This is a genomic window from Acidiferrimicrobium sp. IK (genome assembly GCF_025499425.1).
In the GTDB taxonomy this organism is placed as follows: Bacteria; Actinomycetota; Acidimicrobiia; order Acidimicrobiales; family Palsa-688; genus Acidiferrimicrobium.
Genome location: NZ_JAIMCB010000023.1, coordinates 26,907 through 51,727, shown reverse-complemented (window position 1 = coordinate 51,727; position 24,821 = coordinate 26,907). Strand labels below are relative to the sequence as shown.

General features: G+C 67.6%; 38 protein-coding genes. 14 read left to right on the top strand and 24 right to left on the bottom strand.

Annotated features, from left to right (window positions below; all coding sequences use genetic code 11):
* Nucleotides 1–277: 277 nt before the first annotated feature.
* Nucleotides 278–493, top strand: coding sequence for a hypothetical protein (locus K6U06_RS23255; protein ID WP_262324373.1), 216 nt, complete (start codon nucleotides 278–280; stop codon nucleotides 491–493).
* Nucleotides 484–894 (top strand): type II toxin-antitoxin system VapC family toxin, encoded by a 411-nt coding sequence (locus K6U06_RS23250; protein ID WP_262324372.1) that lies wholly within the window; start codon nucleotides 484–486, stop codon nucleotides 892–894. The genes K6U06_RS23255 and K6U06_RS23250 overlap by 10 nt, the downstream gene beginning before the upstream one ends.
* Nucleotides 895–990: 96 nt before the next feature.
* Here K6U06_RS23250 and K6U06_RS23245 read toward each other — a convergent pair whose 3' ends face one another.
* Complete coding sequence (locus tag K6U06_RS23245) at nucleotides 991–1,851, bottom strand: aminoglycoside phosphotransferase family protein (protein ID WP_262324371.1); 861 nt, start codon at nucleotides 1,849–1,851, stop codon at nucleotides 991–993.
* 166 nt (nucleotides 1,852–2,017) lie between these two features.
* Nucleotides 2,018–2,467, bottom strand: a complete 450-nt coding sequence (locus tag K6U06_RS23240) for a hypothetical protein (RefSeq protein ID WP_262324370.1) — start codon at nucleotides 2,465–2,467, stop codon at nucleotides 2,018–2,020.
* Between the two features lie 9 nt (nucleotides 2,468–2,476).
* On the opposite strand from K6U06_RS23240, the gene K6U06_RS23235 reads away from it, so the two are divergent.
* The 4 genes from K6U06_RS23235 (at nucleotide 2,477) to K6U06_RS23220 (ending at nucleotide 4,460) form a co-directional block, all read left to right on the top strand.
* The gene (locus tag K6U06_RS23235) at nucleotides 2,477–2,653 is read left to right on the top strand and encodes a hypothetical protein (protein ID WP_262324369.1); all 177 of its coding nucleotides are present in this window, start codon (nucleotides 2,477–2,479) and stop codon (nucleotides 2,651–2,653) included.
* A 325-nt stretch (nucleotides 2,654–2,978) separates the two neighbouring features.
* Nucleotides 2,979–3,335 (top strand): ArsR/SmtB family transcription factor, encoded by a 357-nt coding sequence (locus tag K6U06_RS23230; protein ID WP_262324368.1) that lies wholly within the window; start codon nucleotides 2,979–2,981, stop codon nucleotides 3,333–3,335.
* Nucleotides 3,332–3,817, top strand: a complete 486-nt coding sequence (locus K6U06_RS23225) for an SRPBCC family protein (protein ID WP_262324367.1) — start codon at nucleotides 3,332–3,334, stop codon at nucleotides 3,815–3,817. The genes K6U06_RS23230 and K6U06_RS23225 overlap by 4 nt, the downstream gene beginning before the upstream one ends.
* A 37-nt stretch (nucleotides 3,818–3,854) precedes the next feature.
* Nucleotides 3,855–4,460, top strand: coding sequence for a dihydrofolate reductase family protein (locus tag K6U06_RS23220; RefSeq protein WP_262324366.1), 606 nt, complete (start codon nucleotides 3,855–3,857; stop codon nucleotides 4,458–4,460).
* Between the two features lie 223 nt (nucleotides 4,461–4,683).
* On the opposite strand, the gene K6U06_RS23215 is transcribed toward K6U06_RS23220, so the two are convergent.
* Nucleotides 4,684–5,130 (bottom strand): hypothetical protein, encoded by a 447-nt coding sequence (locus K6U06_RS23215; RefSeq protein WP_262324365.1) that lies wholly within the window; start codon nucleotides 5,128–5,130, stop codon nucleotides 4,684–4,686.
* Entirely contained in the window at nucleotides 5,131–5,367 is a 237-nt protein-coding gene (locus K6U06_RS23210) for an AbrB/MazE/SpoVT family DNA-binding domain-containing protein (protein ID WP_262324364.1), read from the bottom strand. It abuts the gene before it with no gap.
* A gap of 97 nt (nucleotides 5,368–5,464) precedes the next feature.
* On the opposite strand from K6U06_RS23210, the gene K6U06_RS23205 reads away from it, so the two are divergent.
* Nucleotides 5,465–5,893 carry a site-specific integrase gene (locus tag K6U06_RS23205; RefSeq protein ID WP_262324363.1) on the top strand — a complete coding sequence of 143 codons (429 nt, stop codon included), beginning with the start codon at nucleotides 5,465–5,467 and terminating at the stop codon, nucleotides 5,891–5,893.
* Between the two features lie 12 nt (nucleotides 5,894–5,905).
* Here K6U06_RS23205 and K6U06_RS23200 read toward each other — a convergent pair whose 3' ends face one another.
* The 5 genes from K6U06_RS23200 to K6U06_RS23180 form a co-directional block, all read right to left on the bottom strand.
* Entirely contained in the window at nucleotides 5,906–6,346 is a 441-nt protein-coding gene (locus K6U06_RS23200; RefSeq protein ID WP_410051136.1) for an IS30 family transposase, read from the bottom strand.
* Between the two features lie 109 nt (nucleotides 6,347–6,455).
* Nucleotides 6,456–7,904: a group II intron reverse transcriptase/maturase gene (gene ltrA / locus K6U06_RS23195; protein WP_262324362.1), complete on the bottom strand. Its 1,449-nt coding sequence runs from the start codon at nucleotides 7,902–7,904 to the stop codon at nucleotides 6,456–6,458.
* A gap of 507 nt (nucleotides 7,905–8,411) precedes the next feature.
* Nucleotides 8,412–9,056 carry an IS30 family transposase gene (locus tag K6U06_RS23190; RefSeq protein WP_262324361.1) on the bottom strand — a complete coding sequence of 215 codons (645 nt, stop codon included), beginning with the start codon at nucleotides 9,054–9,056 and terminating at the stop codon, nucleotides 8,412–8,414.
* Nucleotides 9,057–9,711: 655 nt separating this feature from the next.
* Complete coding sequence (locus tag K6U06_RS23185) at nucleotides 9,712–10,047, bottom strand: hypothetical protein (protein WP_262324360.1); 336 nt, start codon at nucleotides 10,045–10,047, stop codon at nucleotides 9,712–9,714.
* An 85-nt stretch (nucleotides 10,048–10,132) separates the two neighbouring features.
* Nucleotides 10,133–10,366 (bottom strand): AbrB/MazE/SpoVT family DNA-binding domain-containing protein, encoded by a 234-nt coding sequence (locus tag K6U06_RS23180; RefSeq protein ID WP_262324359.1) that lies wholly within the window; start codon nucleotides 10,364–10,366, stop codon nucleotides 10,133–10,135.
* Between the two features lie 351 nt (nucleotides 10,367–10,717).
* On the opposite strand from K6U06_RS23180, the gene K6U06_RS23175 reads away from it, so the two are divergent.
* From K6U06_RS23175 to K6U06_RS23160, 4 genes are read left to right on the top strand one after another with little or no spacing between them, the layout of a single operon-like run.
* Nucleotides 10,718–11,065, top strand: coding sequence for a hypothetical protein (locus K6U06_RS23175; protein ID WP_262324358.1), 348 nt, complete (start codon nucleotides 10,718–10,720; stop codon nucleotides 11,063–11,065).
* The gene (locus tag K6U06_RS23170) at nucleotides 11,046–12,266 is read left to right on the top strand and encodes a hypothetical protein (protein ID WP_262324357.1); all 1,221 of its coding nucleotides are present in this window, start codon (nucleotides 11,046–11,048) and stop codon (nucleotides 12,264–12,266) included. Before K6U06_RS23175 ends, K6U06_RS23170 begins: the two co-directional genes overlap by 20 nt.
* A gap of 53 nt (nucleotides 12,267–12,319) precedes the next feature.
* Complete coding sequence (locus K6U06_RS23165) at nucleotides 12,320–13,132, top strand: hypothetical protein (RefSeq protein WP_262324356.1); 813 nt, start codon at nucleotides 12,320–12,322, stop codon at nucleotides 13,130–13,132.
* Nucleotides 13,133–13,181: 49 nt separating this feature from the next.
* Nucleotides 13,182–13,511, top strand: coding sequence for a hypothetical protein (locus tag K6U06_RS23160; RefSeq protein WP_262324355.1), 330 nt, complete (start codon nucleotides 13,182–13,184; stop codon nucleotides 13,509–13,511).
* 180 nt (nucleotides 13,512–13,691) lie between these two features.
* On the opposite strand, the gene K6U06_RS23155 is transcribed toward K6U06_RS23160, so the two are convergent.
* The 10 genes from K6U06_RS23155 to K6U06_RS23110 all read right to left on the bottom strand — a co-directional run bounded on the left by K6U06_RS23155 (nucleotide 13,692) and on the right by K6U06_RS23110 (nucleotide 20,320).
* A complete protein-coding gene (locus K6U06_RS23155; RefSeq protein WP_262324354.1) occupies nucleotides 13,692–13,904 on the bottom strand; it encodes a DUF6290 family protein in 213 nt (70 codons plus the stop codon).
* A 424-nt stretch (nucleotides 13,905–14,328) separates the two neighbouring features.
* A complete protein-coding gene (locus tag K6U06_RS23150; RefSeq protein WP_262324353.1) occupies nucleotides 14,329–14,670 on the bottom strand; it encodes a type II toxin-antitoxin system PemK/MazF family toxin in 342 nt (113 codons plus the stop codon).
* Nucleotides 14,654–14,848 (bottom strand): hypothetical protein, encoded by a 195-nt coding sequence (locus K6U06_RS23145; protein ID WP_262324352.1) that lies wholly within the window; start codon nucleotides 14,846–14,848, stop codon nucleotides 14,654–14,656. The genes K6U06_RS23150 and K6U06_RS23145 overlap by 17 nt, the downstream gene beginning before the upstream one ends.
* 42 nt (nucleotides 14,849–14,890) lie before the next feature.
* Entirely contained in the window at nucleotides 14,891–15,016 is a 126-nt protein-coding gene (locus K6U06_RS23140; RefSeq protein WP_262324351.1) for a hypothetical protein, read from the bottom strand.
* Between the two features lie 341 nt (nucleotides 15,017–15,357).
* Complete coding sequence (locus K6U06_RS23135; RefSeq protein WP_262324376.1) at nucleotides 15,358–15,708, bottom strand: type II toxin-antitoxin system PemK/MazF family toxin; 351 nt, start codon at nucleotides 15,706–15,708, stop codon at nucleotides 15,358–15,360.
* Nucleotides 15,705–15,923 (bottom strand): ribbon-helix-helix domain-containing protein, encoded by a 219-nt coding sequence (locus tag K6U06_RS23130; protein ID WP_262324350.1) that lies wholly within the window; start codon nucleotides 15,921–15,923, stop codon nucleotides 15,705–15,707. Before K6U06_RS23130 ends, K6U06_RS23135 begins: the two co-directional genes overlap by 4 nt.
* 9 nt (nucleotides 15,924–15,932) lie before the next feature.
* Complete coding sequence (locus tag K6U06_RS23125) at nucleotides 15,933–16,229, bottom strand: hypothetical protein (protein ID WP_262324349.1); 297 nt, start codon at nucleotides 16,227–16,229, stop codon at nucleotides 15,933–15,935.
* 392 nt (nucleotides 16,230–16,621) lie between these two features.
* On the bottom strand, nucleotides 16,622–16,882 hold the full coding sequence (locus K6U06_RS23120) for a type II toxin-antitoxin system Phd/YefM family antitoxin (protein ID WP_262324375.1): 261 nt from the start codon (nucleotides 16,880–16,882) through the stop codon (nucleotides 16,622–16,624).
* Between the two features lie 105 nt (nucleotides 16,883–16,987).
* A complete protein-coding gene (locus K6U06_RS23115) occupies nucleotides 16,988–19,843 on the bottom strand; it encodes an SEC-C domain-containing protein (RefSeq protein ID WP_262324348.1) in 2,856 nt (951 codons plus the stop codon).
* A 333-nt stretch (nucleotides 19,844–20,176) separates the two neighbouring features.
* On the bottom strand, nucleotides 20,177–20,320 hold the full coding sequence (locus K6U06_RS23110; RefSeq protein ID WP_262324347.1) for a hypothetical protein: 144 nt from the start codon (nucleotides 20,318–20,320) through the stop codon (nucleotides 20,177–20,179).
* 21 nt (nucleotides 20,321–20,341) lie between these two features.
* Between K6U06_RS23110 and K6U06_RS23105 the strand changes: the two genes are divergently transcribed.
* Both K6U06_RS23105 and K6U06_RS23100 read left to right on the top strand, forming a co-directional pair.
* A complete protein-coding gene (locus K6U06_RS23105) occupies nucleotides 20,342–20,590 on the top strand; it encodes a ribbon-helix-helix domain-containing protein (protein ID WP_262324346.1) in 249 nt (82 codons plus the stop codon).
* Complete coding sequence (locus K6U06_RS23100) at nucleotides 20,584–20,928, top strand: type II toxin-antitoxin system PemK/MazF family toxin (protein ID WP_262324345.1); 345 nt, start codon at nucleotides 20,584–20,586, stop codon at nucleotides 20,926–20,928. The genes K6U06_RS23105 and K6U06_RS23100 overlap by 7 nt, the downstream gene beginning before the upstream one ends.
* 354 nt (nucleotides 20,929–21,282) lie before the next feature.
* On the opposite strand, the gene K6U06_RS23095 is transcribed toward K6U06_RS23100, so the two are convergent.
* The 3 genes from K6U06_RS23095 to K6U06_RS23085 form a co-directional block, all read right to left on the bottom strand.
* The gene (locus K6U06_RS23095) at nucleotides 21,283–21,705 is read right to left on the bottom strand and encodes a PIN domain-containing protein (RefSeq protein ID WP_262324344.1); all 423 of its coding nucleotides are present in this window, start codon (nucleotides 21,703–21,705) and stop codon (nucleotides 21,283–21,285) included.
* Nucleotides 21,702–21,935 carry a type II toxin-antitoxin system HicB family antitoxin gene (locus tag K6U06_RS23090; RefSeq protein WP_262324343.1) on the bottom strand — a complete coding sequence of 78 codons (234 nt, stop codon included), beginning with the start codon at nucleotides 21,933–21,935 and terminating at the stop codon, nucleotides 21,702–21,704. Before K6U06_RS23090 ends, K6U06_RS23095 begins: the two co-directional genes overlap by 4 nt.
* A 225-nt stretch (nucleotides 21,936–22,160) precedes the next feature.
* A complete protein-coding gene (locus K6U06_RS23085) occupies nucleotides 22,161–23,102 on the bottom strand; it encodes an esterase/lipase family protein (RefSeq protein ID WP_262324342.1) in 942 nt (313 codons plus the stop codon).
* Between the two features lie 17 nt (nucleotides 23,103–23,119).
* Here K6U06_RS23085 and K6U06_RS23080 point away from each other — a divergent pair, with 17 nt between their 5' ends.
* On the top strand, nucleotides 23,120–23,842 hold the full coding sequence (locus K6U06_RS23080) for a dihydrofolate reductase family protein (protein WP_262324341.1): 723 nt from the start codon (nucleotides 23,120–23,122) through the stop codon (nucleotides 23,840–23,842).
* Nucleotides 23,843–23,952: 110 nt separating this feature from the next.
* Here K6U06_RS23080 and K6U06_RS23075 read toward each other — a convergent pair whose 3' ends face one another.
* On the bottom strand, nucleotides 23,953–24,261 hold the full coding sequence (locus K6U06_RS23075) for a type II toxin-antitoxin system PemK/MazF family toxin (protein WP_410051135.1): 309 nt from the start codon (nucleotides 24,259–24,261) through the stop codon (nucleotides 23,953–23,955).
* Entirely contained in the window at nucleotides 24,248–24,499 is a 252-nt protein-coding gene (locus K6U06_RS23070) for a ribbon-helix-helix domain-containing protein (protein WP_262324339.1), read from the bottom strand. Before K6U06_RS23070 ends, K6U06_RS23075 begins: the two co-directional genes overlap by 14 nt.
* Nucleotides 24,500–24,821 lie beyond the last annotated feature (322 nt).

Here is a 24,821-nt window from a genome sequence, read left to right as displayed (position 1 = left end):
CGTCCCGAAGAGCGACCGGCAGACGCATCGACGTGTTGGTGGTCTCTACCTCTGAGCTGTCGAGCAAGCGGGTGATCTGCTCGATGGCCTTCTCATTCCTCATGAGCCAACTGTACCACAGCCATGTGGCACAGGACGCACCATCTCATAAGACTCACCCGGACCATCCCGATATCTCAATTCCAAGGGTGCCCTCCAACGCCGGCCGTGGGACAGGCTCGCCAGTGTTGGGTCGGTCCCTCGGGCAACCGATTCCTACTCTGGTAGGATTCTTGTCGTGGCCGTTCGAAAGTGGTCAGTGAGCATCGATGAAGACCTTGCGGAGCGCGTTGAAGAGCACGTAGGCGGTCGCGGGCTGAGCGGCTTCGTGGCTCGTGCGGTCGAGCACGAACTGGAGCGGGACTCGCTCAGCCGGTACCTGGACGACCTCGATGCCGAGTTCGGCGCCGTTCCCACCGAGATGGTGGAAGAGTTCGATCGCCTGTGGCCCTGATATTGGACAGCGAGGCTCTGTCGGCTCTCGCCCGACCTCGGTTGGCCCCGGAGCGTCACCGACGAGTGCGAGCAGCACTGCGCTCGGCTCAGGAACGGTCCGAGCCGATTCGGGTACCGTCGGCGACCCTGGTGGAGCTCTACCGCGGCGGTGGAACCGACGAAGCGATCGACCTCGAACTGGGTCGGGGCTACGCGCGAGTGATCACGACCGGTGTTCGCATCGCGCGCCTTGCCGGCCACCTGTTGGCTTCCATCGGCGCGGGCAGCGAGATGGCCGTCGATGCGCTGGTAGTGGCCACCGCCATCCGGCTCGGCGGCGGGCTAATCCTCACCCACGATCCAGCCGACCTCGAACGCCTTGCCTCGGATTACCCGAACGTGCGCGTCGCCCCGGTCTGAGACTTCGCATAGCTCCCGGCCCTGTCCCTAAACGTCACGAGAATTCGTCCCCGAAGTCCGAGGACCACGATCGCTGCGAGCATCCTCGATCGCCGGTTAGCGGTGTGGCACGGGCGAGGGGAGATTAAGGGCGCGTGCCGCCCACGGCAGGGCGGTCTGTAGCTGTTGACGTTGGACTTGCCGAACCAACGGGGCATGAGGGATCTCTGCCTGGCCGGCGCGGCAAGCGAAGAACCCGCTGACGTAGGCGGCCAGCTCCGGTGGGCAGTCGGGTAGGACGCTCTCCGGGGGTGGCCCGTTCTCGGCAGCCAGGCTTGGTAGCCAAAAGGCCACGTCGAGTTGCGGGTTGCCGATGCTGGCGAGGTTCCAGTCGACCAGCAGGGCCGCCCCTCTGCGGAAGCAGAGGTTGTCGCTTCTTACATCGCAGTGCAGAAGGGCGCGCCCGGCAAGGGGAGCTGCCGCGGCGGCTGCGCACAACAGGGGTCCGGCGTGTTCCAGCCAGTCGACGGCGCACACATCGAGGGATAGAAACTCGGACGGCTCGGCCAAGACGCGATGCCATCCTTCGTCGGGCTGCTCGCCGTCGACGAGCCGGGGAAGTCCGTCGGGTGCCCGACATTGGGCAAGATCAGTGAGGACTGAGAGAACCGCTTCGACCTGCGCCCTGTCCCACGGAGGTGGCCAGATCGCGTCCGAGAGGTCTTCGAGGACCAGGATCGGTAGGTCGTCTTCGACCCAGGCAACAACGTCCGGGACGAAGCGCTCATCCCGAAGGGCCTCGTACATCCGGTGCTCTCGGCGGAGCCAACCGGCTGTCATCGCGTCGACCGCCCGCTTGGCGAACACGGAGCGACCATCCCTGAGGGTCGCCACCACCCGATCGTTGTGCGTATAGCCGCGCTTCACGACATGCATACGCTCCACCGGCCCCAACCCCGCCTCGAGCACAGCCCTCACCGCTCCAGCATGACAAGGGTACTTGGGCGGGTCGACTGGATTACCGGGCATGCCGGGAGGCGCCCAATAAGCCGGCAAGCGAGGAAGCCAGACTCTGTCCCTATCCGCCGGCTCGTAGGCGCGTGCTCACCGTGTTGAGAAGGCAGGCGTTGCTGTGGTCCAGAGGTCAGTCCGTGACGATCCGAACGGTCTTCCACGTGACGCCCTCTTGATCAAGAACGTCTGGAAGAACACCGCCGGCGGCTTCTGCTGAAAGCCATACCGTGGCTCCCGTCAGCTGACCAACGGCAACTGCCTCGAGATTCAGAAGATTGAGCCGAGGGTGACGCTTGGCGATCTGGGCCATGCGAGGAACGGTCGGTCGCGAGTCGGGAAGCTCGATGTCGTTTCGCAGTTCCAGGAGACTCAAGATCGCTTGCTCTTGCTCGTCGTTGTCCAACTCCTGGAACGGACCGGAGAGGTGGCCACCCGCCCCGAGCACGGCAGCGCGACATGCTCGGTAGTACCAGTAGAAGGTCGTGCAGAGGGCAACGTCATTACCCTTGGCGAGTCCGAACAGCAACTCCTCAATCAGCAGCCGGTCGTCGACTATGACCAGCTCAGAAGTCGCAGGCACGCTGAGCTATTGATCAGCAAGATCTGGATCGTCAATCGCCGCGATCCCGGTCGCGTATCGATCTCGCAGCACCCGCCGCAGTTCGTGGCGCGCCACGTCTACCCCGCCGGGTACTACCAAGGCGGCGTTTCCGAGGTCGATGAATCCGACCTCCCCACCCGCCTCGATGCCCCAGCGGTGGCGTAGGTCGGCCGGCAAACTGGTCTGCCCTCGATGGGACACCCTGGCGTTGATCGTGGTAGCCATATCCTGCATTGTACACGGTTGTACCTTACAAGGCGCGGTATCCCATACCACTCGTCCGAGACGTCTCCGAAGCACACAGGCGGGACGTCTCCTACCTCCGATTGGGAGGCGTCTTGGCGAGTCTTGGGCGTCCTGGTCTGAGGGCGCACTTACGGCAGTCAACGATATGTAGGCCGGCGGAAGACCTGTCGAGTTCAACCGTAGGGTTGACAACAGTACGGCGGTGGCGTACCCTCGTATTCAACCGAGTGGTTGAGGAGAATGTGTGTCTTCGCAGGCGATCGTGACCGTGTTCTCGGCGCTGGCTGACGAGACGAGATTGGATATCGTCACTCGCCTCTCTGGCGGTGACGCCACGTTGAGCGAGCTGGCCGAGCGTTACGACATGTCGATCCAGGCGGTGTCCAAGCACCTCTCGGTGCTCGAAGACGCAGGGGTGGTGTCCCGCCGCCGAGAGGCGCAGCGCCGACCGGTCCGATTGGAGGCGGAGGTGTTCGACCTCATGACCAAGTGGATCGAGCGGTACCGCCAGAACGCCGAGGCCCGCTACCAGCGCCTCGACCAGCTGCTCGCCGAGCTCGACGACCAGAACCCCGACAACGACCAGGGAGCGACCACATGAGTACCACGACCACCCGAGAGGCCCGGATCATCATCGACGACAAGACGCCGTCGGTCACGATCGTCCGGCAGTTCGACGCCCCGGCCCAAGCCGTCTTCCGGGCGCACACCGAGCCGGAGCTGTTCGTGCGATGGGTCGGCCCCGACAGCCTCGACTCCAGTCGCGTCGATCGCTGGGACTGTCGCAGCGGTGGCGAGTGGCGCTACGTCTCCACCCGAAACGACGATGAGCACTGGTTCCGGGGCTGCTTCCACGAAGTCCGAGCCAACGAGCTCATCATCCAGACCTTCTGCTACGAGCCATGGCCGGACAACGTGTCCCTCGGCCGGTATGTCTTCGAAGATCTACCGGGCGGCCGCTGCCGGCTCACCGCAACCTCGTTGGCCGACAGCTTCGAGGCGCGCGACGCGTTCGTCGCCAGCGGCATGGAGATCGGCGTCCAGGAAGGCTTCCGAAAGCTCGACGCTCTCCTGGCCCGATGATCGCGGCAGGCGCCATCGCCAACCCGAGGAGAACACCATGGCAGAACTGATTGTCGACTTCATCACCTCCCTCGACGGTTACGCCTCGGCGGAGGGATGGCCGGGGTGGTGGGGTCTCGAAGGCCCCGAATACCTCCGCTGGCTCGACGAGCGACCCGAGGCCATCCTGCTCATGGGCGCGAACACCTACCGGCTGATGTCCGGGTTCGCCGCCGGCTCCACCCCTGAAGGAATCGACAAGCTCCCAGCCGACGAGAAGAACACCTTCGCCGCACTCACCTCAGCATCAAAAATGGTGTTTTCGTCCACCCTCGAAGAACCGCTCTCCTGGGCCAACACCACCCTCGCACGCGGCGACGCCATCGAAGTCGTCCGGGCGATGAAGGCCGACCGACCGGGCCTCCTGAGCACGATCGGCAGCATCAGCCTGTGCCGGTCGCTGCTGCAAGCCGGGATAGTCGACCGCTTCCGGGTCGTGATGTTCCCGGTCATCACCGGCGCCACCGGCTCAGAACGCATCTACGACGGCTACCCCGACATCGCGCTCGACATGATCACCAGCAGAACCCTTGACAAACGGATGCAGCTCGTGGAGTACCGTCCAACAGTCCTCGAACACCCAACATCAAACGCGACGGCGTAGTCAGCACGCAGCCGACTCGCGCCTGACGGTCTGACACCCCAGGCAATCACCGGCACCGAGGTGGCCGAGCCCCGCTCGAGCCATCAGAACACGCCCCCCTTCGCCATAGGCGACTGCCCTCAATCGCTCAGGCGGTGGGCCCCAATATCGCGGCCAGCCTCTGCCCGGAAACGCCGGTTACGCGGGTGATATGGCTCGTGTGAGGTGGTCAAGGTGAGCTCCTCTACACAATGTGGAACGCGACTTGATCATGCTCGGCGGCGGCCTTGAGGTGGGGTCCGACGTCGTCTCTGGACACCGCGATGGCAGCGCCCAAAGCTTGTGCGGCGGTGAGCGCTTCAGCCATAGCGGCCGACAGGGGCCGGCCTTCGAGCCGGTGGCGGTGCTGGAGTAGGGCCATGGGCCAAGCCATCTGGCGTAACGGCAGGACTTCGATTTCGTCGGGCAGCGCGACCAGACGGGCTCGGAACAGTTGTTGCTGATCGGCAGGCAGGGCGGCGACAGGAGCGGTCAACTTCCCCAGGACTTCGGGAGTGGCCCAGGCGCTGGAGAGCCGGTACAGCCACAGACCGGTCGTCGCTAGGGCGGTGGCGAGGCCGCCGAGATCGGGCGGGCGGTCACCGGCCAGAACATCTCGGAGGAGGTGGTCGTCGATGACGACTGTCGACATCTACGTGGTGGCCAGGTCGGGATCGTCGAGGCTGCGCACGAACGCCAGATGTTCGTCGCTCGATAGGGCGTCCGCTAGGAGTTTTTGCCGGGCACCTGCTGGGAGCAGCACGACGGCGTCTCCCAGGTCGACCACGGTGACTCGACCGCCGTCGGTGAGACCCCATCGGCGGCGGACGCCGGCGGGAACGGACATCTGGCCGCTTTTGGACACCAGGAACTCGGTTGTGACGGGCATCCCAATCCTCCGGTCACTTGGTGAGTTGCGATTCTACCAAGCAAGGCGCCCCTTTGAGGTGTTGCCTTGATCCACCCCTACAAAAGGAGGACCACTGATGACAAACCTCGACTTCTCCGCAGAACCGAACATACCCCTCGGGCCGCTCGCCCCCGACGAGGCCGAGTTAGCGGCTGTGGCGTTCCTGGCCCGCTACTCCGGCCGGACGCTCGACGCTTACCGCCACGATCTGCGCAACCTGTTTCAGTGGGCCGCTGATCACAACTTGGCCGTGCTCAAGGCGACCCGCGCCCATCTGGAGCTCTACCGGGGCTCGATGGAGGAGCGCGGCCTGGCCGCCTCGACCATCGACCGCCGCCTCTCCACCGCATGCGGATTCTACCGCTTCGCCGTGCTTGAGCGGATGTCGGGGTGGGCAGTGCCTCTCGAACGCTGGCTGCCCCTGCGTTGCTTCGGCATGATCTGCTGCCCCGCCCTCTCTGCGTGTAACTGGATAGCGGGGTCCACCACCGGGTCGTTGGGGTGAGGTAGGGCGCGGTCAGGCGGTGGTTGCAACGATGTCAGCGTAGACCTCTGCGGGAGTGCGCCAGCCGAGGATCTTGCGGGGGCGGCCGTTCATCTCGACAGCGACCGCGTTGAGCTGCTTGCGGGTGACCAGCCCCAAGTCGGTGCCTTTGGGGAAGTACTGGCGTAGCAGGCCGTTCATGTGCTCGTTGGAGGGCCGCTGCCAGGGCGAGTGCGGGTCGCAGAAGTAGACCTCGATGTCGGCGTCGACCTCGAGCTGGACCCACTCTGCCATTTCCCTGCCCTGATCCCAGGTGAGCGTCTGGCGGGCCACTTCGGGCAGATCAGCGCATAGCCCCCGCAGGCAGTCGTAGACCTCCTGGGCGCCGTGACCGTCGGGCAGCTCGCCGAGCAGGAGCAGCCGGGAGCGGCGCTCGACGACGGTGACGATGGCGGAGCGGTTGAACGCTCCCATGATGTTGGGTCGGACCGGAGCGCCCTGCCAGCCTTTGGGCTGGTGGGTTTCTCCGGTCCGCCCGCCGAACCGGACGTGCGGCTCTCACCGCATCCGGCTCTCCACAGGTTCATGCCGCCGGTGCGGGCTGTCCTTTCGTCGGTGCGCTCGTCCATGGTGTGGGGATGTGGGCGTGCCGGTAGCGGTATCGGGTGACCGGCACCGCTCGTGGCCGGAACATGCTCACTCCGTCGTCGCTGATCTCCCAGTTGGGGAGGTGGCGACGGCGGATCGTTCCCCAGTTCGACTTGGGGTGGCGTTTGCGGACCCAGCCGACGATCCGCCACCAGGCGTAGGTGTCGACGTAACTGAAGGTCCGTTTGGACACCCCGTGGCGAAAGTAGTTACACCAGCCCCGCAGCACCGGGTTCAACTGGCACAGCAGGTCAGCGAGCGTTCGATGCCTCGACCGGCGGGTGAGCGCACGGACCTTGTCCATCACCGAGGCCAGAGACCTCTTCGACGGGTAGGTGTACACCTTCCGCTTGTCCGATCCCCGTTGGAGCCTCCGCCGGATGCGGAACCCCAAGAAGTCGAACCCCTCGTCGATGTGGCAGACCTTCGTTTTCTCTTCCGACAGGCGCAGGCCCATCGGAGCGAGCACCGAGGTAACCTCGTCGCGCAAACCTTCGGCGTCGGCCTTGCTGCCAGACACCATGACCACGAAGTCGTCCGCGTAGCGGACGAACCGGTGGATGGCGCCGCCAGCGTGGCGGTGCTTCGAGCGTTTCCATTCCGAGCGGAGCGCTTCCCACTTCAAGGCGAAGTGCTCGTCGAGGACGGACAGTGCGATGTTGGCCAACAGCGGTGAGAGGATCCCACCTTGGGGTGTGCCGGCGGTCGTGTCCCTGCGGACGGCATCCTCACTGAGGATCCCGGCCCGCAGGAACGCCTTCACCAAGCCCAAGACACGCTTGTCTCCGATCCGGTGTCGCACCCGGCCCATGAGGGCCGTGTGGTCGATCTCGTCGAAGCACGCCGTGATGTCTCCCTCGAACACCCACTCGTAGTTGCGGGTAGGCGAGGCGAAGAAGTGAATCTCGGCGATGGCGTCTTGGGCCCGGCGCCTCGGGCGGAAGCCGTAGCTGCACGGCTTGAAGTCCGCCTCGAAGATCGGTTCGAGCACCAGCTTCAAAGAGGCCTGGACCACCCGGTCGGTTGCGGTCGGGATGCCAAGACGACGGAGTTTGCCGTTCGCCTTGGGGATCATCGTTTCCCGCACCGGCATCGGGAAGAATCGGCGTGCTTTGAGGACGTCTCGCAGCTCACCGAGCAACTTCCCTGCGCCGAAGACGATGGAGCGTGGCTTCACTCCATCGACACCGGCCGAGCGTGCCCCTTTGTTCCCTTTGACCCGACTCCACGCCACGACGAGGAACGCCGGGTCATACACGAGGTTGTAGAGGTCATCGAAACGACGACCAGGATCACTGATCGCCCATTGGTGCAGCTTCGATTGCATCACCTGTACCCGCCGCTCGGCCTCGTCGAGGTCGGGCCACGGATCACCGACATTCACCGGCGAACTCCAAGCTCAGCGTTGACGCTGCGATCCTGCTGGACCCCTTCGCCATGCGACCGGCTTTCCCGGCCTCGGACTACTACGGGTCCTCCGTCCCATCCCGACGGCGTCAGCCGACGACGGGCTTTCCCGCCGGTCAGCAGGCTGCTGGCCGGTGAGGGGACCGCCGGGATGGTTCCCACGTTCACTGCCGACCGTTCGACGAAGTAGGCGCCCAACTATGCCCCTGCGACATCGCCACGCCTACGCCGCAGGCATTCAGCGTGGCCTCCGAAGCGGCGACCTGTTTCCGCCCCGAGAGTTCCCCGCCCAACCACGGCGGGTGCGCGTCGCTGCCCAGCCCACATCCACCAGGTTCGAGCTGGAGGGAGTCTTGAGGGGCCTTCAGACGCTGGTTTCTCACGTACACCTCATCGTCTCGCTTGCCGGACCCGGGCCGTCTGGCAGTGCCGACCCGTCCCGTCGTTGTCAGGGCTGCTCCCACCCGACCTTGCGACTCCAAGATCAAGCTGCCCTCAGCTTCAGCCGGGCCGCTGCGACAACCCGACGGCGGTGCCCTTTCATCACCGCACGGTCAAACAGCGCCTCGTGGCGCACCAAGTCACCCTCCCAGTGTCCCGGGATCGCCCGGTCCGCTGCTGCGGGCGGTCGCTTGGAGATCGGCTCGATATCGCCTAGAACGTTGGCCCGTTTGGCGTTCTCGCCCCGCCGGCGGGGCCGGCGACGCAGCCGACCGGACCGCAACGCCGAGATCAGCTCTTTCTTCAACCCGCCGCGGCCCTGCAGGTATAGCGACGTGTAGATCGTCTCGTGCGACACCCGCATCGCCTCGCAGTCAGGATGGTCCAGGACCAGTCTGGCTGCTACCTCCGCCGGCGACCACCGCTTCGCCAGGCCCTCGGCCACCTCGGCCGCCAGCACCGCGTCAGCGACCAGCTTGCGGACCTTCGGGCGTCTCGCTCGCTCGCACGCCAGGCGTTGCGCTACCCGGCCGCTGTAGCCCTCCCGGCCACCGCAGCGATTGACCTCGCGCGACACCGTCGACGTCGGTCTGGCCATCCGCCTGGCGATCTCAGCGAGTGGCTCGGACCTGGCCAACCCCAACGCGATCGCCTCGCGCTCCTCCACACCCAACCGCAGTCCCGGCATCCGGCTCCTCGTCGCTCGTCAGCCAGTCACCATGACAGGCCCGTTGCAACCACCGGCGGACCCCGCCTAGTCATGTTGCGGGTGGAGCCGAGTGATCGGTGCTGCCCGTGGCGTTTGTGGACATCGAGAGCCTGTTGGCGAGGTCGGCGGCGATGGAAGCGTGTCGCCTCGCTCGAGGCTGAGCTGTCGCGCAAGGACGGGTTCATCGTTTACCAGCAGGAGCGGATCGACAAGCTCGAGGGCGTTGGAAGAGTCTCGCCGTCGTTCGAAGCGGCAGGCGGCCCCGTTCTCCAACGGCGACCCGAAGCTGGAACCAAAGACACCGGGCCGCAAGCCCGGCGACGCGCACGGCCGTCACGGTCACCGCGCAGTGCCGGCGGGTCGCCCCGACCGTGAGCTGACCGCCTCGTTGCCGGGCTGTTGCCCTGACTGCGGCGGCCAGATCGTGCATGAGCGTGACGCCGAGCAGTGGCAGACCGAGGTTCCCGACATCCGCCCGATCGTCACCCGGATCACCGTCGAGGTCGGCCGCTGCGCCGGCTGCAGGGGCGGGTCCAGGGCCGCCATCCCGAGCAGACGTCCCAGGCGCTGGGCGCGGCGGCTGCCATGCTGCTGTGTGGTCGGGAAAAGCCCGGCCAGAACGCTCTACGGGTGGTCAGTTCAGACCGACCTGCTCCAGCGCCACTCGAAGCAAGTGGTTCTCGTTGCCGATGGCCATGATCACTTCGGCGTGGAGCAAGCTGGCGACGGCGAGAGCCTCCCGGGAGAGAAGATTCAGTCCTCGGCCGGCGTCACCGAGCTGGCTGGCCATCATCGGTGCCACTTCTCGCCAGCTGAGCATCTCGATGTCCCCGGGCAGTTCCAGGACCGCCTGCAGGGCCGCCTCGCGTTGAGGCGCTGGAAGCGTCAGGATCGGTCGGGATAGAGCCCCGCCAGTCCCGCGGACCACCGCCTGGCACAGGCGCAGGTACCAGTGTCCGGTAGTGAACACCCGATCTTGGGGCCGCAAGATCTCACCCCGGAGTATTCGAGACAGGGTCTGGTCATCAACAACGACGGTCAGGGCTTCGACGTCCCTACTGGTTCGCCAGTTCCGGGTCTCCGAACCCTGTGCGGGCCCCGTCCCAGTCGGCGCCGGCCAACATCTCGTCGCGCAACCGGCTCACTCCGCCTGGGACCAGCAGGACCGAATCGCCCAAGTCGAGCCAGCCGATTGTGCCGCCTTGGTCGAGGCCCCACCGATGGCGGGTCTGCGCCGGCAGAGCCATCTGGCCGCGGACACTGACCTTGGCTTCACCACTCTGCGCCACGAAGATACCTCACAATGCGAGTTGCCGAACTGCATTGTACCACTACCTGCTGGAGCTCAACCCTTGGGAGGTGGCTGAAATCGGGCGGCGCAGAACAGCGGTGCATCGGACTTCGTACTGGCCGTACCCAAGCGATCGGATCGGCGCTCGGCGTCTCCGGAGCCCTCCCCGACCACCACTGACTGTGGTCGCTGAGACCGTCGGCTCCTGGCCGTCTACGGGCAGTTCCTGGTGGCCCGCCGACATTCCGGTCGGCTCCAGGGGTGAACGTGCTCTTCTAGGCCAGCGCGAGCGGTGAGGATCGTGCCACGCCATGATCGTGGCAGGCGGACGGCTTGTAGCCTCGGTTGGGTGGATGAGGGAGAGACGACCGTTGACGGGATCGGTGAGCGTGCCCGTCGTCGGGAGGCGAGAGCGTTGATCGGGGCATATCACGAGGAGCAGTTGGGGTTGCTCCTGGAGCGGGTGAGGGAAGGTCTCGTCAGGCTGGACGCTGACCAGAGCAACGTTTTCGAGCTGGACGAGCTGACCCATCGTTACAAGCGTTCGGCTGGCGAGTTGTGGAAGTTCTGCGGATCCTCGGGCGGCGGGTGGGTGCGGGCGGCGCGGACGCTGGCGTTCGTGCCCGACGAAGGAGACAAGCCGGACTGGTGGGGGGCGGGGGCTTCCAGGTGGCATCATGGCCGAGAAGACCGATAGCGGGGTCTACCGCTGGGAGTTCAAGCCGCGTTTTCGCCGGCATGGTTTCGGGTGGAGATCCCAGCCGGCGATCGGACGGATCAAGGAGGCGGTGAGCGAGATCAAGAAGGTTGCCCGCCGCGACCCGGTGCTGGCTGGCGAAGGCGCGGTGGTGCTCTTGGAGCGGCTATCTCCGGCGCTCGAGCATGTAGATAGCTCGTCGGGGGCCATCGGCACCGCGGTGAACAACGCGATATCTGCCTTGGTGCCGCTGATCGCCGCCGCGCCGGCGGACGCCAAGACCCGCGACCGCTGGCTGGAAAGGCTGTGGGCGGCTCATGAAGCCGACCGCGTTCCCTACATCGAGAAGTTGACCGACTATTGGGGGGAGCTGTGTGGCTCCAAGGAGGTGGCCTCGGCTTGGGCCGACAACCTGGTTGGGATCACCCGGATGGCTCGTGGCTCCGACCCGAACCTTCGAGGGCATTTCCACGGGACAGCCGCGTGCCTGAGCGCGCTGTACCGAGCCGAGCGCTACGAGGAGATCCTCGCCATCCTGGAATCGGAGAGGATGTGGCATTACCGGCGGTGGGCGGTGATGGCACTGACCGCGCTGGGCCGCAAGGCCGAGGCCATCCAGTATGCGGAGTCCTGCCGGGACCCGTGGACACCCGACGGGGCGGTCGATGCCGTCTGCGAGGAGATCCTGCTTTCCTCCGGGCTGGTCGACGAGGCCTACACCCGCTACGGTCTGCGGGCCAACCGGGCCGGCACCTACCTGGCCACATATCGAGCGGTGGCCAAGAAGTACCCCCACAAGAAGCCTGCAGACGTGTTGGCTGATCTGGTGGCCACCACGCCCGGCGAAGAGGCTAAGTGGTTCGCGGCGGCGAAGGACATCGGGCTCTACGATGAGGCGCTGGCTCTGGCCCAGAGCGGGCCGTGCGATCCGAGAACGCTCACCCGGGCGGCCCGGGACCTGGCCGAAGACCAACCAGCGTTCGCCGCTGCTGTCGGCCTGTTGGCCCTCGAGCGGCTGGCCCAAGGCTACGGCTTCGACATCACCGCCGCCGATGTGTGGGCCGCCTACCAGCACACGATGAGGGCAGCCGAACACGCCGGCCGATCCGGGGAAGTCCGGCAACGCATTAGGCAACTGGCCGCAAGCGAAGGCCCAGGCGGTTTCCTCAGCAGGGTCCTGGCTCGGGAACTCTACCGTTGAGACAGCGCGCCATCATCCATGTCGCCGGTCCCGAGGGAGCCGGCAAGACCACGTTGATCGAGAGCGTCTTGCAGCGGGTAGACCCGCCGATTCTTGTAGCGCGCTGCCGCCGGGACAACGAGCTGGCCGAGCCGAAAGAGACGTCGCCGCGAACGGAGCCAGAGTTGCGCCGCTACCGCGAGGCGGGCGCCGGCGGTGCCGCGCTATTCACGTTCCCGGAATCCGCCACTACCACTGACGACTTCTTCGTGACAGACCTGATGGCCGAGTACTCCAGGGCCGTCGTGCTTGAAGGTGACCGCCCTCTCTCCTATGTCGACCTGTCGGTGTTCGTCGCGCCAACGCCCCATGGGCGGGAACGGCTCTTCGTCCGCCGGTCCACACCGAGGCCCAGCCGGCGCGAGCAAGCTGCTCACCTCGAGCGGCTACTCGAAACGCCAGACGGTGTCGCTGAGCTGATGGGACGACTGGTCGGGGAACCGCTGGCCGCGATGTTGCGATTTCAGCCCGAACTGGTTGAAGCCGCACGGACGGAGTTCCTGGAGAAGCTTGGCCATGCTCGGCAGTCTCCGGCGCCTGCCCCGACGAAGCGGTGGGCGGTCAGCGAGCGCTACGTCGGTATCGAAAGGGCTCACCTTGCCATCGTGAATGTGCGCGACGAGGACGAGCGCCGGAGAGCCGACGAACTCGTCGCCAACTTGGTCAAGCTCCGCCAGGACGAGGAACTCTTCTCGGACATCCTCGGACACCGAGGCAACCGGATACCCATCACCGCAGTCGCGGCCAACCTCGCAGATCCCGCCGACCCGGGCGCGAAGAAGGCCATCGCCAAGGTCCGCCGGGTCGTCCAGTCCAGATCGGCCTAGCGAGGTCGTAAGACGGCGTCTGGCCTTCCCCTGAACGAGAGGAGTGTCTGTGCAAGAGGAGTGGAGCCGGAAAGGCGCAACACTCAGTGACAAGACCGCACGCAAGGAGTTCGGTCTGACCCAGGAAGAGATCGAGGCGGCCATCGACGCCGGTCAGCTCCAGTACCGCGTGGGCGTCATCCACGGCAACCCCTGGTTGAGGCTCCTGCGCCGCGAGGTCGAGGAGCTCATGAAGAGCGCCCACGACGACCGCGACCATCGGCAGCGGCGCGCCCGGGCCGAGCTGGCACGGGTTGACCGCGATTTGAAGAAGCTCCGGTCCGAGGTCACGGCGCTGGAGGAGCACCGAGCGAAACTCCTCGCTGATCTCGAAGCATGACCGTGAAGGGGCGAGACCGTCCCATACGCGCGGCGCCGATGCGACCACCTATCCCAGCTCCCCGGTTGAGAGGCGACCTTCGCCGACGGAGGGATCCGGAGCGTTCGCTCGGCCAGCAAGGAGGTGCATCAGCATGGGCTGAGAGCGCAGATCGCCGGCTGCCGGACGCTGTTGGACTTGCTACGAGGCGTGTTGGCGGAGGTGGCGCTGTAGGTGGGTGAGGTGGCGCTGGGCGGCGCGCAGGTCGGCTTCGGCGTCGCTGAGACCGGCCTGTTCTTCTTGGATGCGTTCGACGAGCCGCGACCGGGCGAGGGTCGATCCCGGAACACCGGCGGCGTCGGCGATGGATTGGAGCGCGGCGACCTCGTCGGCGTTCAGCCGGATCGAATACACAGTGGAGCGACCCCGGTTCGGCCGGGTGATCTTGGCGCCCTCGGGGATAGGGGCATCTCGGTTGTTCTCCGACGCCCGGCTTCGATGAGCTTGTTGATGTCGGTCATGGTCGTTCCTCCCGGTAACGGCGGATATTGATCTCGTTGGATTCCCAGCCGTTCACGCCGTAGGTGGTTCCCGCCCAGCACCGCGCGTGCGAGCCAGGAAGGTAGGCAGCGGTGAGCGCCTTTAGCGGACCTCGTCGAGGGGGAGGTCCGAGCGAAGCGCCTCTAACCGCGACTACAACCGCTCGGACCGCAGCCCGTCGTCCGTTGGTTGGGGTCGATGCGCATTGCACCGGGGGGCGCATGGGTGCACGGGTGGCGGTCCCGTCGCCGGCGAGGAGCGACAACGTCCTTACGGTACGCCTGCCCTCCGTCGGCGATCAGGGCAGATCGAGGATCACGCCTACCGTTTCGCGGACCTGGAGGAGCACGGTGGCGCCGACGTTGCCTCGGACGGAAACGATGCGATGTACGGAGACCGCCCGGATGTGCTGGCATTGGGCAGCCGAGGCGCTTGTGAGGCCGTTGTCCGCATCGGGGCCTATGACCACCTCCGAGTGGAACTGACGGATCGTCGTGGTCAAGGGCACCACCTGCACGACGGCGGGAAGAGCGTCAAGGATGCGCTGGGCCGTCACGACGATGGCAGGGTGGCGAAAGCCTGCCTCGCGTCCCTCCGGCATGCCGAGGTCGAGATCGACGACGTCACCCGAGTTGGGCATCGAGCCAACTGACTTCCTCGTCGGTCAGCGCGGTGGCTAGGTCTGCGCCGGCTCGATCCTGCCTCAGGGCCCGCACGGCCAAGGCGACCGTGTTGCCGACCGTGGTGTGCAACTCGACGGCCAGCCGCTTGAGGTCCTCGTGCGTTTTGGCATCGATGCGGACGCTCGTGCTTTGCATGCAGATAAGCATACAGATGCGCGTCGGCGTGACGTCCGAGCGTCACGGCTCGTGGACCTCGTGGGGGAGGGGGCGACTGACGCCAAAGTGCTTGCGTTCGGGCAGGTGGTCGTCGACGAACTGCGAAGACGGCACCAGCCCCGAGCTGCACAAGACCGTCACCGCCACCCGCCAACAGGTGGCCCCGAAAACCGTCCTCGTCGGAAATGACAGATGAGACAGATTTCGGAACGGTACGGCCACCACGAGCAGCGACGTCGATCTGCTGTTGGTCCGCCCCGACGAGGCAGCCGACGACGAGTGGGACACGCAGGTAGCCGAGCTCGCCTCAGACGTCGGATGAGACAGCCGACGCCTCCGTGACCCTGTGCGTGCATGCGGGGATCGCCGCCGCCGACGCGATCTGCTGCGCTCGCATCGGACGTCACGCGCAGGGCGACGACCATGCTGCGGCGACGGCTGATAGGGCGTAGGACCCCAGGCCCGGACGACGATCCCCTGTGGGACAGCTACAGGTCGAGATGGAGCCTTAGGGCCTCGTCGATCTCGGCCATGAGGGGGGCTGGCAGCCGGCCGAGAGCGGGTCCGAGTCGCTCGACGGCTACCGAACGGACTTGCTCAGCCTGAGCCTTGGAATCGACGCGAAGGCCGGCTTGGCCCGCCGGCACGAGGACCTGAAACGGGAAAACCCTCGTCGTACTGCTGGTAAGTGGAACCACGGTGATGACTCCGCGCTTCAAGCGCTCGGCGGTGGCGTTGGCGCGATCGTTGCTAACCACGATGGTGGGCCGCCGTTTGTTGGACTCGCTGTCCCTTACGGGATCGAGATCGACCAAGCGAACCTCTCCGCGGTGCATCAGGAGAGGCCGTCGCCTGCCGCTGTCTCCCACAAAGCCCGGTCGCCTGAGCACTCCCAGTCCTCCCAGGCCGCCGCGTAGTCCTCTTCGAGCCCGGACTGGCGCAGTAGTCGGATGGCCTGATGGATCGCAGCCGAGCGAGATTGGAGACCCGTCTTGTGGGCATGCTCGTCGAGCACGGCTACGTCTTCGTCGGGAAGGCTGACGCTGAGCTTCATGCGCCTATGCTACCTGAGTCGTACTGTGGTGCTACCAGTGGTTACCCGCCAGTGGCCAATCGGCACCGAGTAGGACACGGTGTCGACCTCGATGAGCGGCAACGGAGGGGACCCCACCCTGGGTTCGCTGCGGGCGGTGTCATAGCGTACGTTCGTCAGCCGGCCCAACAGCGGAAGCTCAGCCTTGAGGCGCTGCGCCGGCGCCTCGCCGGTGGCCCGATGCGGGCGGGGATGCACGTAGGCGGCCAGCCACCGCTCGGCCCGGGCGTTGAGCTCGGCGATCGAGCCGGGCGGGTCGAGCGCCATCCCCTGCAGGAAGCCATCCCCTGCAGGAAGCTGGCGTTGAGCTCCCCGAAGGGCCTCTCCGTCTTGCCCATGCGCTTGGCATCATTCGCTTGGCAAGCCACCACCAGCCTGAAGCCGTGATGCGGGCGGAGTGTCGCTCAACACCCGTTCGAACGTGGCGAGCTGAGGCTGAACAAGGCGAGGGCGTCGAGCGCTGATCGAGCGCGCTGCATTCCTTGGGAGCGGCCCCGCCGGGTTCCCCGAAGCAGCTCAGTGCGCAGCAAGTCGCTGGCGATCACCGGAGTCTCGTGGGCGGCCCCCCACGCGACCGCGGCTTTCGAAGCCGGCTCGGCGACGACGAGCTTGCTCGCCGCGCAGGTGTCGAGGCAGGTCGAGGGTCGAGGTAGAACCCGTCAGTAGCGCTCTTCGCCGCGCCTGGCCGCTACGACCTCCGACAGCACGGGCTGCTCCGCTCCCGCATCGACAAGGGCGCCAAGAGCTGCGAGCGAGCCCTTCGCCGGCCGAGCTCGACCAGAAGCGAGAAGGGCGGCGACTCGCCCCGCAGGGACCGGGACGAGCTGGGCGACCGGTCTTCCCCGGCCGGTGATGGTCACCACTTCGCCGGCGGCGGCCCTGGCCACCACCTGCGAGGCGTTCTGCTTCAGGGCTCGGATCCCTACCGTGGTCGTGTTTTACGTGCAGCACCAGGGATCGGTGACCGTCGCAGGGCGCGACCCGACAGCCGTGTGCGATCGGGCGGCCCCGGGGCCTCGAGAGGGTCAGCGAAGCCCGAGCTCCTGGCGCAACCGCTCAGGGCGCATCGAGAACGCCCCGGCCGGCAGGCTGGCCGGGTCGGGGAACCCGTCGATGAGGCGCACGAGCGTCTCCCTGGCGGCTGGGTCGGAGGCCGCCTGGCGGGGGGTGAGACCCCCGAGCGCGGGGATCTGCTCCCCCAGCCACCTCCGCTCCATCGTGTCCTGCAGGTCGTCGAGGGCGCCGGCGGGCAGGTCTTTGAGGCCGCCGGCGGCCAGCCCGGGGCCGCCTCGCCCCATCCCCGCAGGCGGCGCCGGCAGCTCCCCGGGATCGAGCGGCCGCCGAAGGTCACTCAAAACCTCGGCGTCGGGCACGGCGGCGGTGACCGCGGCGAGGACCCGGTCCATCCGCTCCTCGCTGGCGGTCTCGACCCGGAGCTGGTCGCCCTGCAGGGTGAGCTGGGCGCGCAAGATCCGCTCCTCGTCGCCGAGGGGGTGCATCTCGCTCCAGGCGTCGTCGCCGTCGGGCTCGTAGGTCCGCTCCAGCCAGGCCCGCGCCGCGGTCGGGTCGCCCACCCGCAGCGTGGCGACGCATTCGACGATGGCCTCCCCCTCCCGGGTCAGCATGTGCGGGGGCCGGTCCAGGGCGCCGACCCACCGGCACAGCTCGAAGGGGTCGCCGCCGTCGAGGATGTCGAGGAGGCGGCTTTCGGTGCCGGCGGCCACGGGGAACACCGCTCCGACGAGCTGGTGGCCCTCGTCGGCTACCGGGACGGCCCTGGCGCACACGACCTGCCCGGCGCGCGCCTGGGTGCTGAACGAGCGCTCGGTGACCTCGACCACCTCCGCGCTGCGCAGGTCGCGCACCACCAGGCCGACGCCGGGCTGCGAGCTGACCACCTCGTAGAGGGTCCTTTCGACCATCGACCACGACTCGGCCATCATCGCCTCGTCGTCTGGGAGCAACGCTGCCCGCTCGGCCAAGAACCGCTTCCACCAGCCGCCCTCGGTGAGCGCCACGTCGATGACCACCGGGTCCGACAGCATCGACTCGAGCACCTCGTCGGGATCCTCGCCGGCCGCGACGGCCCGGGTGGCGGCCAGCCCGATCACGTCCATGGCCGCTTCGCCGCCGCGCCGCTCCAGGTACCAGGTGGCCTTCTGGCACAGCCAGCCGACCCGCTCGGAGAGGGGAAGCGGCCGGGGCTGGCCGCGGTGGCAGTACTTGTACTTGCGGCCCGAACCGCACCAGCACGGATCGTTGCGCCCGGTCACGGGCGCAACGCTCGCGGCGTAGGGGGCGACGGCGTCCGCGTTGGAGCGCCCGGCGGGGCCGAGTCGCCTCCAGAGGGCCAGCGCAGCGGGGGCGTCACCCCGGTCGGACGCGTACCATGCCGCACGGTCGAGCAGCACCGGCGAGCGGTCGTCGGCTTCCAGGCCCAAATCGAGGTGTGCCGACGCCAGGTGAGGGTCGCCGTTGCGCTCGGCGACCACCGCCGCCAGCCAGTGGGCGACGATCAGCTCGCCGGGGAGCACCGCGGCGGCCACCGCCCGCTCACACGGCGTCGGGCCGGGGTCCGGCCCGCCGTGAGCGTCGCTGCGGGCGCTCAGCTCCTCGGCCGTGACCTGCCTGAGCTCGGGTGCTGCGATGGCGCGCAGCGAGGCGCGCAGCTGGGCGGCGCTGGCAGCGGGGTCCTCGAAGGCGGCCAGGGCGTCGAGCACCGTGTCGATGTCCTTGGTGTCGTCGAGGGCCTCCCCCACCCTGACACGGCGGGCGAAGCTGGCGGCGGCCGCCCACACCTCCTCCGAGTGGGCCACCTGGTGGCCTCTTCGCTCCAGGCCGGCCGCCGAGCACAGCTCGTGGAGGGGCGGCTGCGGGGCGTGCCACCGGGCGGGGTCGGCGGCGAGGAGGCTGACCAGCAGCTCTCGGCCTTCGACGGGCAGGCCGGCCTCCAGGTTTGTCTGGTCGTAGGCGTCGCGGACCGCCTCGATCAGGTCACCTTCGGGCTCGCGTGGTTCGAGGGGACCGTCGATTCGGGCCTCGCCGGGTTCGCCGGGGGCCGCGGAGATCATGGTCACCGAGACCAGGGAGCCGGGCGAGTGGTGGCGCAGCCAGCCCGCCGGCCCGTGCCATCCGATCCCTCCTGACCACTCGACGATCTCCACCTCGGTCCCGTCCACGACGGCAGCCTCGACGGCCGACAAGGGCGCCAGGTCGAACGACAGATCGAGCACGTCGCTTTCGATCTCCTCGGCGTTGAGGCGTCGGGTCAAGACGGTGCCGGCGAGGAGGTCCCCGAGGTGGACGAGCCTGTCGCCGGGCAGCAGAGCGAGGATCTCTTCCTCCTCGGTCAGGTCGTCGAGGATGTAACCAAGCATCGAGCGCGACAGCCGGTCGCCGCTGCCGGCCCCGATCTCGCCCAGCGCGGCCTCGAAAGCCTCGTCGATGGTGATGCGCGGCTGGGCCCGGACCACCGAGAGCAGCGCCGCTTGGAGGTCGTCGCCGCCCGGCAGCGGGAGCCGGTCGAGCGCGGCCTGGTAGCGAGCCATGGCTGGGGCTGCGAGGTCGCCGCCAAACGCCGGGCGCTCGTCCCCGTCGAGCGCGTCGAGCAGGGCGGAGAGCAGCACCGCACGCAGCTGCCCCATGACGCTGGCCGGGGCGACACCGGCGCCGAGGAGGCGGAGCGCCGCGGCGCTGACCGCGGGCGGCTCGCCGCCCGCGATCTGATTCGCCAGGACCTCGTCGAGACTGCCCGCGAGGCCGTCGTCGTCATCATCGTCGTCTTCCATGGCGGCGAAGTAGGCGGCGCGCGCTTCGGCGTCGCCGGGGTCGAAGCCCGGGTCGCTCGAGCCGAACAGCATTTCGGTCAGTCGGGGATCCACGCACTCACGCTAGATCCCTACGGGGGCGGGGAAAGCGGCGGTCGCGGCAGCGAGCCGATCGCGTCCGATGTTCCGCACTCAGCGGTAGACGTCCCGCTCGATGGCCCGGGGCGACCACCACTATGAGGAGTACGTCATCTTAGACCGTGTAGATGATCCCGTTGTCCCCCACGGGCACCCGGTATCCGGTACAGCCCTTGAGGGGGCGTGATGCGGGTGGCCGGGGGTCTTCGGCCAAGAGTGCAATGGCGCCTTAGATCCGGGGCGGGACTTCGAGGTCGAGCTTGCGAAGTGCCCGCATCGCTGCGGGGCGGACCTCGACCCTGTAGCGGCTCACGACCAGCCGAGGTCGGCCTTGACCTGATCCCAGGGAATACTGTCGCCCTCTTCGGCCATGGCCGCGTCGAAGGCGGCGACGTCCTCTCTCCACGAGGCGAAGGACACTGACCGCCGTCCCGAAGTCCGAAGAGCAGTCATACCCGGTTATACTCGGGGGGTATGAAGACGGCGATTTCGGTTCCCGACCAGACGTTCGAGCGCGCCTCCCACCGTGCTGCCGACCTCGGCATGAGCCGGTCGGAGTTCTTCGCCCGGGCGGCGGAGCGCTACCTCGATGAACTCGACGCCGAGTCGTTGACTGTTCAGATCGATGACGCTCTTGACCACCTCGACTCGCCGGACGACGCTCTGGTCGACGCAGTGGCGGCCGGACGCCTGACGCTCGAAGCCGTCGATGACGAGTGGTGATCCACCGCGGCGAGATTTACTGGGCCGACCTCGGGGCTACGCATGGGAGCCGACCCGCCAAGCGCCGCCCAGTTCTGGTGATCCAGTCCGACCCATACAACGCCAGCCGGCTTGCCACCGTGCTTGCCGCAGTGGTCACCTCGAACACGGCGCTGGCTACGATGCCCGGTAATGCATTCCTGCCGGCCGCAACCACCGGGCTGCCGCGCGACTCCGTGCTCAACGTCACCGCGCTGGTCACCCTGAACAAGACCGACCTCGCCGATCGTGTCGGAACCGTGCCGGCAAGCCTCATGAGCGAAGTCGACAGGGGCCTCCGGCGAGTGCTGGACCTATAACCTGGACCTGTAACAGCGTTCGCCTCGTCCCGCGATCCGCCGCCGGCGTGGGCCGCTCTCGCGCTGGCCCTCGCCGCGTGGTCCGTCGTCTCGCTGGTCCTCTAGGTGCTGCGATCCACGGAACGGCTGCCTCTGCCAGCGGCGCTCCAGGGGAAACCGGCTCGGATGGTCATCGGGGACCCACCCGAGCCCGGGGACAGCGGCCCCTCCGACCGCCCGCCGCGATGATCTCGTGAGGAATTCCCTGAAGCTCCCGCAACCGCAAGGGAGCGATTGGACGGCGAAGGCGCCGAGGATCTTGGTCGAAGTCACCATGTGTCGGTGGTCGTGTTGGGGACTTCATCCCTGGCTCTCCTAGGCGCCGGGCTGTCCTGTTCGGAGGTCGCCCGGTAGCACCGCGAGTCCTCGTGAGACCAGGTCGCGTACGTCGCAGCTGACGAGTTGGGTCCTGCGGTGGCGAGCCGCCGCGACGTAGGCGGCGTCGTAGGCGGAGATGCCCTCCTCGTCGGCGATCGCTGCCGCGCTGGAGAGCAGCGCAGTGTCCGCCCGGACCAGTCCGCCATCGTCGGCGAGCGCCGCCACCCGTTCGCGCAGCCGTGCCGCTGCCGTCAGGTCACCCCACGCACGGACGGCAACGTTGGTCACCTCGTAGAAGGCCAGATCGAGCGTCGCGAGCGGATCCTCGGCTGCGAGGAGCAACACCGCATCATCGTGGTGATCGTCGTCTGGATCCTCGCTGGCCAGAATCACGCTGGCATCGAGCAGCCTGAGGTTCAACGCTCCGGCCGGGTCTTCTTGACCAGCTCCGCTACCCGGCCCCCGTGACCGTTGTTCTGGCCTGACGCGGTGAGCTCCGCCATCCGCTGGGCCCTTCGGATGCTGCGCTGGCGCGTCGCATCCTCTGCCAGCTCTCGCAATAGCCCGCTGCGCGTAGTGCCGCGGCGTGCGGCCTCGACATCAACCGCTCTGAGCACATCATCAGGGAGGGAGACCATCACCTTGGCCACAGCTAAGTATACCCGGTGTTGCCCACCGGCGGCGGGCATGTGCGCTGGTCGCTTCAGCATGCTCGCGGTCTCGGGCACAGATAACGACGTGCACGTCGATCACGTCACCGCTTCGAGACCGGCCTGGCGGCGGATCTCCTCTGGAACTGCGGTCCCTTCTTGCCAGCCAGCAAGAACCTGATTGAGACCGACTCGTTCTTGGCAGTCAGCCATCGCGGCCGCCGGTCAGCCCGTGAACGGCAGCACCAGCGTGCACGTCGGCGGGGTGGCCGTCGCCGGGTCGAGGGCGTTGAGCACGTCGTGCAAGGCCACGGGGTCATAAGGCGTGGTCACGTGCTCGGAGAAGTCCAGCGGGCACTGGTCCTGCAGCACGACGTTGGTGACTGCCGGGCCGGTCAGCAGCGCCGAGGTGTAGGGCGTGACCACCTCGTCGTAGCGGGTCTCGATCACCGTGTAGCGCACGCCCGCGACGGTGTCACCGCCGGCGTTGAGGGCGGTCAAAAACCGCGACCCGTCCTCCTGCTCCACGCACGCGGTGCAGGCGACGCCGAGGGCGGTGTTGCCGAATGGCAGGGCTCGCACCAGGCTGAGCAGCCCCGACGCGGTGGTGCCGTGGTTGGACGGCGACAGGCCGACCAGGGTGTCGACCTTGGCCGCGCCGCCTAGGAAGCGCAGGTAGTAGCGGGGCATCATGCCGCCCTGCGAGTGGCCGACGATGTCGACCTTCGCCGCCCCGGTGCCGGCCAGCACCGAGGAGACATACGACGCCAGCTGACCGGCGGACGCGGCGATGTCACCGGTCCCCTGGATCGGGTTGGACGGGCTCGTCCCGCCGTAGTTGAACGAGTAGACGCAGTAGCCGCTGTCGGCCAGCAGCGGCGAGAGGGCCTGCCAGTTGTCGTCTTGGTTTTCGAACGTGCCGTGGACCAGCACCACCGGTTCGGGGTGGGCGGCGCTCGGCCGGCACCCGACATCGGCGCCGGGCGGCGGGGTGCCCGGGGTGAGCGCCCCGGCCGCGAACCCGGAGGCGAAGTCGTAGGAGACCGGGTAGGCGGGCGCGGCGGATACGGGAGCGACCGTCAGGGCGCCGAGCGCGGCGGTGGCCGCGACCGCGCCGGCCACCGGCGCGCGCCGCCCAGCGATGACCCGTCGAACACCGCTCAACATGATCCTCCCCCCTCCGCGTGACCGTTCGCGGACAAACTACGCCAAACGGCCACGGCCAGGGTGGCCGCAGGACCTCAGCGCTGAGAGTCGGCGCACCGCTCCGTCTGCATCGGCATGAAGCTCACCGTTCAAACGTTCCTCACCCTCGACGGCGTGATGCAGAGCCCGGGGGGCGCGACGAAGATCCCAGCGACGCCTTCGCTCACGGCGGCTGGCAGGCCCCGTTCGCGGACCCCGCCGTCGGCGAGTCCGTCACCGAGCTCAACAGTCACGCCAGCGCCTTCCTGCTCGGCCGCCGGACGTTCGACATCTTCCGCGGCTACTGGCCCGACCAGACCGACCCCGCCAACCCCATTGCTGCGGCGATCAACTCGCGGCCCAAGTACGTCGTGTCCAACTCGCTGAGCGAGACCGACGCCACATGGCGCGGGGAGCACCCGGCCACCGCCCATCTCGTGACCGGCGACGTCGCCGCCGCGGTGCGGGCGCTTAAGGACCAGCCCGGCGACGAGCTGCAGATCTGGGGAAGCGGCAAGCTGCTCCACACGCTGTTACAGCACGAGCTGGTCGACCGCTTCCGCCTGATGACGTTTCCGCTGGTGCTCGGCTCCGGTCGCCGCTTGTTCAACGGCGGCATCCGGCCGGCGACGATGCGCCCGGTCGACCTCGCCGTGACCGATGCCGGCGTCGTCATCGGCACGTACGAACCGATCGGCCCGGTCCGCCACGGCGACAGTTAGCGCTTGCCGTGGCCGTGTGAGACCTTCGATCCGGTTGCTTCAGCGAACTACGGCCCGCAGGCACGTCCGGGAGCTCGCCGGGGCTTCGACGCGAGCCGTGGGGACGTGGCTCAACAACCCATCGCGGCTGCCAGCGCTCGACAGGCTCCGGCCATTCTCGAAGGGCTCAGAGCGGCGACCCGTCGGCGAAACGCGCTGCGGGGCAGCGTGTGGATGTTGTCGAAGTTGACGACGCAGTCACTCGGGAGACCGTCGCCGGCTGCGGTGAGATCCAACTCGGAAACCAGGCCGCGATGGGTGCGCGTCAGGGCAGCCACCACGACGTTGTCGATTCGGCCCGCGACCGGATCTCTGGTGAGGACCAGCACGGGGCGATCACCCCCGAGCGTCGCCACGAACCACACCTCACCGCGCTGCATCGACCCAGTCGGACCAATCCTCGGCGGGACCCCAGTCGGCGATCGCCGCCAACGACTGCTCGCTGTCGTCGAGGGGGTAGGCGCTCCAGATCGCTGCATCATTCTCGCCTGCAAGGCGGAGGAGCTCGCGGCGGAGGGCGTCACGAAGCAACTCGGAGCGGTCGATCCCGAGACGCGCCGCCCAGACTTGAACCTGGTCGGCGTCGGACTGTTCGACCCGAAAGCTCAGCATCGTCATACAGCTAACCTATTTCGTATGACGCCGGACGGCGAGCCCCGGCAGCGAGGACGCGGAGCCGGTCGGCGGGCTCCCTGCTGATGGCGTCGGCTCCGTAGAGCGAGCACCTCTTTCCATGATGGCAAGTAGTTGCTCGCTTGAGGTCGTGAACGCCGGTCCGCAAGAGGCTCTGGCCGCGGCGCGACGAGCTGGTCGCCGCCCGCACCGAGGGTGCAGTCACCCGCATCGCCGAGGACGTCTCGAGCGACCCCGACCGCGACGACGCCACCCAGGCCACGCCCACGACCGTCCGGCCCTGACCCGAGCTGCACCTCTGGCGTGG